Origin of the sequence: Kocuria gwangalliensis (assembly GCF_039544365.1) — a bacterium.
Lineage (GTDB): Bacteria > Actinomycetota > Actinomycetes > Actinomycetales > Micrococcaceae > Kocuria > Kocuria gwangalliensis.
This window is the reverse complement of sequence record NZ_BAABLN010000007.1, coordinates 1-9837: the sequence shown is the minus strand read 5'-3', so window position 1 is coordinate 9837 and position 9837 is coordinate 1. Positions and strand designations below refer to the sequence as shown.

11 protein-coding genes and 1 pseudogene are annotated in these 9837 nt (G+C 63.4%); 5 read left to right on the top strand and 7 right to left on the bottom strand.

The genetic code is table 11. The annotated features are described in order from the left end of the window. Window positions 1-94 precede the first annotated feature (94 nt). Genes cofC through ABEA06_RS03290 form a run of 3 tightly spaced genes read right to left on the bottom strand, consistent with a single transcriptional unit; the run spans window position 95 to window position 2540 of the window. The gene (gene cofC, locus ABEA06_RS03300) at window positions 95-703 is read right to left on the bottom strand and encodes a 2-phospho-L-lactate guanylyltransferase (RefSeq protein WP_345310544.1); all 609 of its coding nucleotides are present in this window, start codon (window positions 701-703) and stop codon (window positions 95-97) included. A 47-nt stretch (window positions 704-750) separates the two neighbouring features. Further along, a complete protein-coding gene (cofE, locus tag ABEA06_RS03295) occupies window positions 751-1539 on the bottom strand; it encodes a coenzyme F420-0:L-glutamate ligase (RefSeq protein ID WP_345310543.1) in 789 nt (262 codons plus the stop codon). Continuing rightward, window positions 1536-2540, bottom strand: a complete 1005-nt coding sequence (locus ABEA06_RS03290) for a TIGR03557 family F420-dependent LLM class oxidoreductase (protein WP_345310542.1) — start codon at window positions 2538-2540, stop codon at window positions 1536-1538. The genes cofE and ABEA06_RS03290 overlap by 4 nt, the downstream gene beginning before the upstream one ends. A 503-nt stretch (window positions 2541-3043) precedes the next feature. Here ABEA06_RS03290 and ABEA06_RS03285 point away from each other — a divergent pair. Together ABEA06_RS03285 and ABEA06_RS03280 are read left to right on the top strand one after the other, a co-directional pair. Beyond that, window positions 3044-3511, top strand: coding sequence for a hypothetical protein (locus ABEA06_RS03285; RefSeq protein WP_345310541.1), 468 nt, complete (start codon window positions 3044-3046; stop codon window positions 3509-3511). Beyond that, a complete protein-coding gene (locus ABEA06_RS03280) occupies window positions 3508-3840 on the top strand; it encodes a transcriptional regulator (protein ID WP_345310540.1) in 333 nt (110 codons plus the stop codon). The genes ABEA06_RS03285 and ABEA06_RS03280 overlap by 4 nt, the downstream gene beginning before the upstream one ends. Window positions 3841-3966: 126 nt before the next feature. Here the strand turns inward: ABEA06_RS03280 and ABEA06_RS03275 are convergent. The 4 genes from ABEA06_RS03275 to ABEA06_RS03260 all read right to left on the bottom strand — a co-directional run bounded on the left by ABEA06_RS03275 (window position 3967) and on the right by ABEA06_RS03260 (window position 7063). After that, window positions 3967-5201 (bottom strand): IS3 family transposase gene (locus ABEA06_RS03275; protein WP_345310539.1). Its coding sequence is split into 2 segments (ribosomal slippage): window positions 3967-4892 and window positions 4892-5201, totalling 1236 coding nucleotides; the frame shifts between segments, so codons are not numbered across the junction. 112 nt (window positions 5202-5313) lie between these two features. Next, the gene (locus tag ABEA06_RS03270) at window positions 5314-5742 is read right to left on the bottom strand and encodes a DUF2000 domain-containing protein (protein WP_345310538.1); all 429 of its coding nucleotides are present in this window, start codon (window positions 5740-5742) and stop codon (window positions 5314-5316) included. Then, on the bottom strand, window positions 5739-6701 hold the full coding sequence (locus ABEA06_RS03265) for a DMT family transporter (protein ID WP_345310537.1): 963 nt from the start codon (window positions 6699-6701) through the stop codon (window positions 5739-5741). The genes ABEA06_RS03270 and ABEA06_RS03265 overlap by 4 nt, the downstream gene beginning before the upstream one ends. After that, window positions 6698-7063: a Dabb family protein gene (locus ABEA06_RS03260; protein WP_345310536.1), complete on the bottom strand. Its 366-nt coding sequence runs from the start codon at window positions 7061-7063 to the stop codon at window positions 6698-6700. The genes ABEA06_RS03265 and ABEA06_RS03260 overlap by 4 nt, the downstream gene beginning before the upstream one ends. 277 nt (window positions 7064-7340) lie before the next feature. Between ABEA06_RS03260 and ABEA06_RS03255 the strand changes: the two genes are divergently transcribed. The 3 genes and pseudogenes from ABEA06_RS03255 to ABEA06_RS03245 all read left to right on the top strand — a co-directional run. Then, window positions 7341-8159 (top strand): TrmB family transcriptional regulator, encoded by an 819-nt coding sequence (locus ABEA06_RS03255; RefSeq protein ID WP_345310535.1) that lies wholly within the window; start codon window positions 7341-7343, stop codon window positions 8157-8159. A gap of 761 nt (window positions 8160-8920) precedes the next feature. Beyond that, a complete protein-coding gene (locus tag ABEA06_RS03250; protein ID WP_345310534.1) occupies window positions 8921-9676 on the top strand; it encodes a hypothetical protein in 756 nt (251 codons plus the stop codon). 52 nt (window positions 9677-9728) lie between these two features. Next, window positions 9729-9837: pseudogene (locus tag ABEA06_RS03245) on the top strand (leucine zipper domain-containing protein); the annotation flags it as partial.

Below are 9837 nucleotides of genomic sequence, written 5' to 3'. Positions count from 1 at the left end.
TTCCTCACGCCCAAAATCAATTCACCCGGTGCTTCTGGAATCACACTCCGGCCTGAACCCGCGTCGGTGGATCGAGGCTTAGAGCTGGCTGGTATCACGATCGGCCGATAATGACTGACGTCGGTTGGCGATATCGACCTCCCCAGTCCGTCATGTCGACGAGGTGCCGTGGCACATCGACGTCACGCCGGAGCCCCGGCCAGGCCCCGGCCAGAGGAGCATGTCCTCCTTGGCGGTGGCGCAGGAGGGATCCGTGGCCATACCGCGGCACCAGCTCGGCGCCAGACCGGGAGGTCAGTAGGACCGTGCCGTTCCCATCCGCGTCCCCCACTACGGCCTTCGAGTAGGAGGTGGCCGCCTGCAACGCCGAGGTGAGCTCCTCGGCTTCCAAACCGGGCAAATCCGCGGTCAAGACGGCGCAGGGAACGACTCCGTGCCGGACGCTGAGGAGCACCACCGCATTGCGCACGGCCGCATCCATCCCGCGGCCTCCACGTTCGAGCAGCGCTGAGGCGCCCAGCCGTCGTGCGAGGACAGCAACGCGGGGATCGTTGGTGACGACACAGATACCTGCTATCCCCTGGGCATCGCGGGCAGTTGCGAGCACGTGCCAGACGAACTGGTAGGCCAGGGCCTGCCGTTGGCGGTGGGAATGGGGGGCTAGTCGCGATTTCGCCCGCGACAGGCGCTTGACGGGAATCACGACGTACCAGTCTGGCGACCGGCTATCTCTGCGTCGTGCCGATGCCCTCACGGCGCCCCGGAGTCATGTGCCGCTGCGGCCCGGCGCCCGGCTTCAAATGCTTCGGCCGTCCCGAGCCGGAACATGTCCTTATCCGCCGAACGCACCAGAGAGCGAGCTTGCTGGAGCGTATCGTCGGAGGCAGGGACGACCAGATGACTCAGGCCACGGACGATGGCCACGGGGTATCCGGATGTCTTGCCCATCACCAGATCCGCAGCTGCTGCTATCTCATCGGCGACGGCGACCACGGTGGCCTGCATCATACGCCCCTGCATGTCAGGCATGCCCCGATAGTCCTGGACGACCGTCAGCCCGGCTGCGCCAATCGCAACATCGGTCTGACCTTCCCGCCACGCCCGACCCAAGGTGTCGGAGATGACGACGCCCACATCGAAGCCTGTCTCGACATGCAACAGACGGGCCAGGGTCAGCGCGGTGCGGTCCGGATCCTGCGGCAGCAGCAGCACCGTGCCATCGGCGACATTGCTGGTATCGACACCGGCGGCAGCAGCGACGATACCGAGTCGATTCTCCACAATCCGGGTCGTGCCGTGCGGGTGGCGGCGAGTGGCCACCACCCGCACGGTTTCCTCAGTGATGGCGTCTTCGCGGTCGTCGGCGCGCACCGAACGCCCCTCGGCCTTCGACACGATCTTGGACGTGATGACCACGATGTCACCGGGTTGCAGGCGCGCGACGACAGTAGCAATGAGCAGTTCGCCGAGGTCGGTGTCAGAGGTGACCTCGCCGATGCCGGGCACTACGAAAACCGTGACCGGTTCCAGGGGAGTCATGGACGCAGTTTCGGCAGAACGGAAACGGCAAACTCGTCGATCCACTCGCGTTGGTTTCGACCGACGTTGTGGATATACAACCGGTCGATACCCAAGTCGATGTACCCCTGAAGTGAAGCTCGGTGGACATCGGGGTCTGCGGAGATCACCATTCGCCCGGCGAAATCCTCCGGGCGAACGAGTTTGGCCATCTGGGCGAAGTCATATGGCGAACGGATGTCTGCCTTAGGGAACGCCATGCCGCCATTGGGCCATTCCGTGAGAGCGTTATGCATTGCCTCCTCGTCGGTGGAGGCCCATGAGAGATGAACCTGCAGGACTTTGGGGAGTCCGTCGGGATCCTTGCCGGCCTCCCGAGCGCCGGCACTGAAACGCCCCAGCAGGTGGGCGATCTTCTCGCGCGGGGCTCCGACGGTAATGATGCCATCGGCGTGGCGCCCGGTGCGGCGGGCAGTGATGGGCCCTGCTGTCGCCACGAGAATTTCCGGAGGAGTCTCGGGCATCGTCCACAGCCGGGTGGGCTCAAGCTTGAAAAACTCCCCGTCGAAGCGTGTGTCCTTGCCCGCCAAGGAGTTCTGGAAAAGTCCACGAATGACCTCGATGGCCTCGAACATCCGATTGATCCGTTCGGGAACCGCCGGCCAGTAGGGGGCCACGATGTGCTCATTGAGTGCTTCACCGGAACCGAGCCCCAACCAGTGTCGGTGCGGGTACATCGCAGCCAGGGTCGCCGAAGCCTGAGCAACCATCGCTGGATGCCAACGGAACGTCGGCGTGGTCACGCCAGGGCCGAAATCGCCTGCAGTGCGCTCGGCAACGGCCGTCAGAACGTTCCAGACAAAGGCGGATTGTCCTTGTGCGGGAATCCACGGCTGGAAGTGGTCTGCGGCCATGACTCCGGAAAAACCACGGGATTCAGCGTACGCCGCCAGTGCGACGGCTTCCGAGGGAGCAAATTGCTCGAGCATGGCGGCGTAACCGACCTGAAAGTTTGTGGACACGCGGCCACTATATCGGCGCACCAACGCCGCCAGCCTGACGGTTAGGCCACTTACACATGAAGGTCAACGGCGGATCAGGACGAGGCGACCCCCGATGGGCCATGCGCCAAAGGCTACAACGAGAATGTCCTCGAATTCCCACGAATGCAGCGGCCAGGCACTACGCGCTGCCCCAGCACCGAGATGACCGCCACGACCGGAAAGTACAGAAGGGCGGCCCGGAAGACAGCGCCCGTATGCAGGCCAGTCCGTGAACGGCACGGATGCACCCGGACGGCGTCCCCGCATGGCACGCCCGCATGCTTCTCACCAGCAGTAGTCGGTGGAACCCCTCGTCGATCTTCTTGGGACTGACCGCACTGTGGCGAGACGCACAAGACCGACCGGGATAAACCTGATCTGCGCCATGGTTGTGTGTCCTGACCACAAGAAGGCGCCAATGCACTCTCCTGGAAAGCGACAGGCCCTAGACTTTCTGTATCGGAAACTCTAGAGTTGCCGACATGGACACAAATAGATCCCCCCTTGACGCAGTCGAAGCTCAGCAGGTACTCGACCAACTCCAGCACGACCGGGCCCGCGCATCCGATCGCGTGCGTACTCCGCTGTGGCACCGCATAGCCTTTGCCCTGACAGTGGTGACTGCCATCAGCGCCTTCGCCTTACCGGAAGATGCCTTCACGGTCGCCTTCTCCGCCAGCGCCATCGTTGCTGTTCTGCTGGGCTTGGTGCGTCCGTGGGTCACGAAGACCCAGGCCGACCCTTGGAGCGACGGGACCGCGCTGAAGATCGGACTCGCCCAAACAGTCGCTGTCCTGGGCACAGGAGCCGCCGGCGTACTCCTCTATACAGCCACAGGTTTGGCCTGGGTACTGTGGGTGGCCGCTGTCCTGGCGGGGACGATGAGCGTGGTGCTCGAAACACGGATGGAATCAGTGTTCGCCAGCTCAATCCACGGAGGACGTCGATGAACACCAACGGTGACGTGCCATCGGTCGCACCCCCAGTGCTGGACGAAATCATCCACAGCCCCTACCGTCTCCGGATTTGCAGCCTGCTCCAGCAACTAGGGGTCACTGAGTATCAGCTGCTCCGAGAAAGTCTTGAGGTCAGCCCGTCGGTGCTCAGCAAGCACTTGAAGAAGTTGGAGGAAGCCGGGTACGTCCAACTGAGCAAGAGACTGGTCAACACCCGGCCGCACACCTGGGTCGCACTCACAGAACGAGGCTCCCGCGCCCTTCGGTCGCATCTGGCCTACCTCGAAAGAATCATCCTGGAGACCACCTCATACCGGCAGTAGAAAAACGCACGTACCGCCCGGATAGTCGGAACTTCCCTCCAGCTCGGCATCGGCAGCGGCAGGGGAGTCGAGCTTCCGGAAGCTTACGGGCCTTGACCCTGAATCTTGGACACGGTGTCATTTCGGTTATGCCGCTTCCGGGAGCGTAGCGGAGGCGGCGGCTTCGTAGGCGTTCGGAGCGATGTTGCCGATCGCGCAGTGGCGCCTGCAGGTGTTGTAACGGTTCGCCCACCGGAACACGGCCCGGTATGCCGTCGGCGCGTCGGGGAACCCCGCCCGACCCTCGAGCAGCTCGCGTTTGAGGGCGGCGTTGAAGCTCTCGGCGAGGGCGTTGTCGGCCGAGGAACCGATCGCGCCCATCGACTGCGTCACGCCCAGGTCCGTGCAGAGCTGCGCGTAGGCCTTCGATGTGTAGACGGCGCCGTGGTCGGAGTGGAACACCGCCCCGGCCAGCGTCCCGCGCTCGTGCCACGCGGCCTTCAGCGCGTCCTCGACGAGCTCGGTGCGCATGTGCCCGGCCATGCTCCAGCCGGCGAGCTTGCGTGAGCCCAGATCGATGCAGGACGCGAGGTAGAGGTTCGTGCCGTCGGTGATGGGCAGGTAGGTGATGTCGCCGACGTAGCGGCGGCACGGCGCGCCGATGCTGAAGTCGCGGCCGAGCAGGTCGGGGAACCGCCTGCCGGACTGGTCCGGGATGGTGGTCTTCACGTGCTTGCGCAACCGGATACCGGCCAGGCCGTGCTCGCGCATCACGCGGGCTACTCGCTTGTGGTTGACCCGATCGCCGGGCGTCGTGCCCTCGTTGAGGTCGGCCGTGACCCGGGGCGCGCCGTAGGCGCGGTCCCCGCCCTGGGCGGGATCCTGCAGCACCTGGATCCGCGCTACCAGTGCCGCGTCGGCTGCCGCTCTCGCTGCCCGTGTCGGCGCGGCGGCCAGCCAGGCGTAGAACGACGACCGGGCGACCTCGACGACCTCGCACAACCGCTTCACGCCCCAGGCGTCCTTGTGGTCCTCGACGAACTGGAAGCGGTTCACCAGTTCGTCTCCCCGGCGAAATACTTCGCCGCCTGACGGAGGATGTCGCGCTCCTGCGCGAGCTTGTGGGCCTCGGCTTGCGCGGCGGCCAGCTCGGCTTCCAGCCTCCTGACCTTCGCCGCCTGCGACTCCGACCGCCCCGCGACCGGAGCGACCACCTCCCCGGTCCTCGTGGTCCCGGAGCCGAGCTTGTCGACCCATTCCTTCAACGAGCCCCGGGACACGCCCAGATCCGCCGCGATCCCCTTCAGCGTCGCGCCCGGCGTGGACTCGTACAAGTCCACCGCCCGGCGACGGAACTCGTCGGTGTAGTTCTTCCTTGCCATCCTTGGATTCTCGCTTCCCCAGCATCGTGCTGGATTCCGCGTGTCCAAGATCAGGGGTTAAGCCCCGTCGTTTGCAGCCGTCCACAGGTTTCCGTTTCCGAGAGGAATCATCTTATTTCTCCTTTGCGGGATAGAGCGGCAGGTCGCCGGTGAGGGAATTGATGGCTTTCTTGGGGCCGCAGAGACCGATTGCAGCGAGTTCGAGATCATGTGTGCTGGTCGAGCTCAGCTTCGAGATGTACTCGTCGTAGGTCTTGCACCCCTGCGCCAGACGGGTGAAGGGGAAGACCTCGACTCCGGAATCAGCCTGATCGGCGTGCCTCCAAGCTGATCCGAGCAGGTTCCCATCACCGGCCAGGACAGGAAGCGGGGCCAAGACGACCCCGGGTAGCTCGGAGTCCGCCGTTCTCACCGGCGGGCCCATGAGCGCGGGAAACTTGGTGGTGATCATGGCCGCGACGATGGACGCGGCGTTGACGGCCAGGCCTGTGGGGAGATGGCGGTCGACGACGATGACGGTTTTCTGCTGCTCGGCACTCATTGCTGGGAGTCCTTTCGGGATGGAGGAGTACTGATGTGGTTTCGTTGCTTTCGTGGAGGGGCCGGGGAGCTTCTCGCGTTCAGGGCAACACCGATAATGACGGTGATCGCTCCGACTGCTTTGAGCAGGGTGATCTCTTCTCCGGCGATTACGACCGCCCATACGACCCCGAACACTGGCACGAGGTTGAGGACCGCGACGGCTTGGCTTGGTTTCAGTGCTGTGAGGCCGAACGTGTAGAAGAGGAACGCCAGGGCGGAGCATCCGACGGCGAGGTAGACAATAAGCCAGATCGCGGTCGAGTTAAGGTTGGTCGTCGTCCCCTCTGGAAGGAGGGGAACGAGCAGGCAGAAGCCGACACCTCCCCAGAGGTTCTGCAAACTTGTCGTGGGAAGCACACCGAGGCGTTGGTTTGGCGCTGCGTTGGCTGGCTTCCGTGCCGAGATCATGTTGTAGGCGGTCCAAGCGATTCCACCGAGGAAGAGGAAGAGAATCCCCCAAGGCCGGTGGGGCGCTTCTTGGGCGGGCTCGTCGATGGTCACGAGCACGACGCCGGCGAACGCGACGAGAGCTCCGACGACGTTGATCGGGGCCGGCCGACGGTGGTGGAAAATGGCTTCGGCGACCATCGTCATGACTGGATAGGAAGCCACGATCAGAACGGCATCAGTGGCTGTCGCTAGGGCGACCCCATAGTTCTCGAGGGCGAAGTAGATCGTGATGCCGACGAGTCCCGCGCCCGCCACGGCAGCGTGAGCTCGCCAAGGTGCGCGCACACGTGCTCGAGCAATGAAGCAGATGATGATCAGCAGGAGCGCGGCGGCGAGGAATCTGATCGCCCCGAGTGTCAGCTCTCCCACGTAGGGGAGAACAACCTTGGTCACCGCAAACGAGGTGCTCCACAGGAGCGCGGCGCCTGCCACAGCGCTGATGTGGAGCAACGTCGACTCCTGTCTCATGGTCGCTCATCACCGCCGATAACGATGTCCGCGACGGCCCAGGTCGCGATCTGCTTCCATGCGTCCTTGCCCCGCTGGTGATCGGGATGAGTCTGGAAGGTCTCGTAGTCGGCAGCAGTGTCGAACGTGCTCACCACTAGGAAGTCAGCGGAGTCTGGCCTGCGGCTGGTGTCCCACCCGCACGCCCAAGTGGCGATCTCGACGATGGCTTCGGGGTGTCCGGCGGTGATCTCGGCAGCCGCTTGGGCCCGTGGATCTTCGCGGGACACACCGGGCTTGAGGGTGAACGCGACAACGTGTGTCAGCTGGTTCCTGTTCAATGCGGCTTCCCTTCGCTCAACGGAGGCGGGCACGTCACTCATCAACCGAGCGTGCCGTAACCCCCCAGGTGACTACGGCACGTCAACAGGAGCATATGCGATTCGTCTGCCCCCGCCAAGCGATCGTGGGGTGGGTGAGCCAGTGGGTGGTGGACGCCCACTGGCTCGCCCCCTGTTGTGCCGTAAGATGAGGTGTCGTGCGCAGCGCCATTGGCGACCGCGTCCGCAGGCTGCGAGTTGCCCGCCGCTGCGCACCACCGTGCACCGGGGCTTGAGGTACGCAGCGGTCGATCGTGCAAGCGCAAGCGAGGAGAATGACGTGAGCCAGCCGGTATTCGGCGACCGGGAAATCAAAGCTTTACACGCAATCGGGCTCACCGAATGGGAATCCAAGGCGTACTTGGCGCTTCTCGATGAGGCCCCTGCTACTGGGTACGGTATTGCCAAGCGGTCCGGAGTAGCTCGTGCCCGCATTTATGAGGTTCTTGATTCTCTCGTGACCAAAGGGGCGGCGCGTGTTTCGAACGGAAAGCCGCAAAAATTTGCCCCCACAGCTCCAGAAGAATTTCTAGAGGTTCAGCGTCGCCAGACGGAGGAATCCCTCTCCCGCGCCGATGAGATCCTTCGCAACTTCGGTGCCCGCGAGGAGAGCGGCAGTGTCATCTGGGATCTTCAGGGGCGCGGAGACATTCTCCTGCGCGCCCAGGACGTCATCAGTCGTGCATCCACCAGACTCTTATGCGAGATCTGGGAGGCAGAAGCCGACCGCCTGTACGAGGATCTGGAGAGGGCGGCCGAACGTGGGGTCAAGATCATCGTCGTCGCATATGGGGCCGTCGATTTTCCGTTTGCCACAGTATTCCCACACCCTGGAACCGACGAAGTCACACACGGGCTCGGCAGCCGCTGGTTGGTAGTCTCAGCCGATGACCGCGAGGTCGTAGCTGGAAGCGTGTCCGGCGGCGCAGAATCACGCGCTGCCTGGACCAGGCACCCAGGGCTGGTCGTACCAGTCACCGAGCTTGTCCGTCATGATCTCTACAAGTTGGAGATGCTGAATGCACATGGCGATATCCTCGAAGAGACATTCGGGCCCGCTCTGTCAACATTGAGAGCGAAGTACGGCCCACTAGCCTAATAAGGACGGCAACCTGACGCCCGTAGTGTGACGCTGAGCAAGCGACCCCGGCTACGAATCCTCGTGGTCACCCTCCTCAATGAGGGATATGGCGGATATGCAACCACAAATGCGAAGCAAACTGATGGCCTCCGCAGGATCTCGTCGGCACAGCGCGACTCGAACCTGACCCTGCGCGGCTTCAGGATCTCCACGGCCTCGCCGGTGATCGGCCGGGGGGCACCGTGATCGATGCGGTTGTGCTGCAATTTGTTCCGCAGGGTGTGCGGCGAGAACCCGCCGAGGGCACCGCAGTCGGCGGTGCAGGAGCACTGCTCGGCGTGGATCCTCACCTCGATGAGCTGCAGGGCGCGTGCCTTCAACGCGGGGCTGTACTTCTGCGGAGTGGTCCGATCCTCCTTGACAAAGTAGTCCGGAGCGACACCCTGGACGCTTCACGATTGGGAATGCTCGCGACGAGCCCTTGGCCGAAGCGGTGGATCGACTGTGTCGGCTTAGAACTCTCGATCATCGGCGGCCTCGCTGTGCCCGAACAGAGGGTATCGGGTGTCTCCCTGGCCTGCGGGCATTTAGTGATTCACGACACACGCGGGACTTGCGCATGACGACCTACTGGCGCTTGGGTACCTATTATCAGCACCAGACTGCAGCGGCACCGGTGGCATCGCACTTGCGGACCTTGGCGGAACCAGGGCGATTCGGTCAGTGGCACCAATGAGCGGAGCGCGCGCCCACCACGCCGGCAACGAGAGGGCCGATACATGACCACCTACAAGATCAGCAAGCAGGCGATGACGGCATTCCTTTCGTCGAGCTGCCTCCGCCAGCTAAGAATCAACCTGGTTCCCGAACCGATCCGCAAGCAGCAGGCCGGACCTGACGCGATGCCCGAGAAGCATCCCCGGCCAGGCCTGGCCGACCGGGCTGCGGCAGGAGACGAATGGGCCAACACCTGCGTGGAGGACCTCATACAGCAGCTGCCCGCAGGCTCCGTCGTTGAACACCACACCGTTTCAGCCGCAGGTAAGACGACTTACCAGAACATCTCGGTGACGCAGGCTGGTCTTGCAGCGACCGCGCCGTCACAAGTGCTGGTTGAGCACGAATACAGCGTGGGGCAGACTTTTCAGGAACATTTCCCTGTTCGCAGCCAAGCAGGCCACGCGGTCGAGTTCACAGAGCTCCGGCCCGACCTAATTTTCGTGATGGCTCCCGGCACGGAGGGCGACGAAGTCCTCCCTGACGGGAGCATGCGGCCGATTCTCGGTAATGACCATCGTCGGCAACTGCGTATTGTCGATATTAAGCTTAATGAGGATCCCGGCAGCGGTTATCTCATGGAGGCGGTTTTCTACGCTGTCACCTTGGCCGGCTGGCTTAAGGACGAGTCGTTGGAGCACGAATTCCTAGTGAGAGCTGACCCAGGCATCTGGCCGGGTTCCCACGCCGGAAGCACCCTCCATCAAGCCGCCCTAGGTGTACTGGGTCAGGACGTTGTTTACATCGTGAATAGGTGAGGACCTCTTAGGTTGGTGGTTACCACACACAGCCAACAACTAAGGGGTCCTCATGTCCCACCGTAATGCCCGCCTGACTCCGTACGGTAGGCGGATCCTGATCGAGCGTGTCCTCGCCGGCCGTCCTGTCGCTCATGTGGCCAAGGAAATGGGTGTCTCCC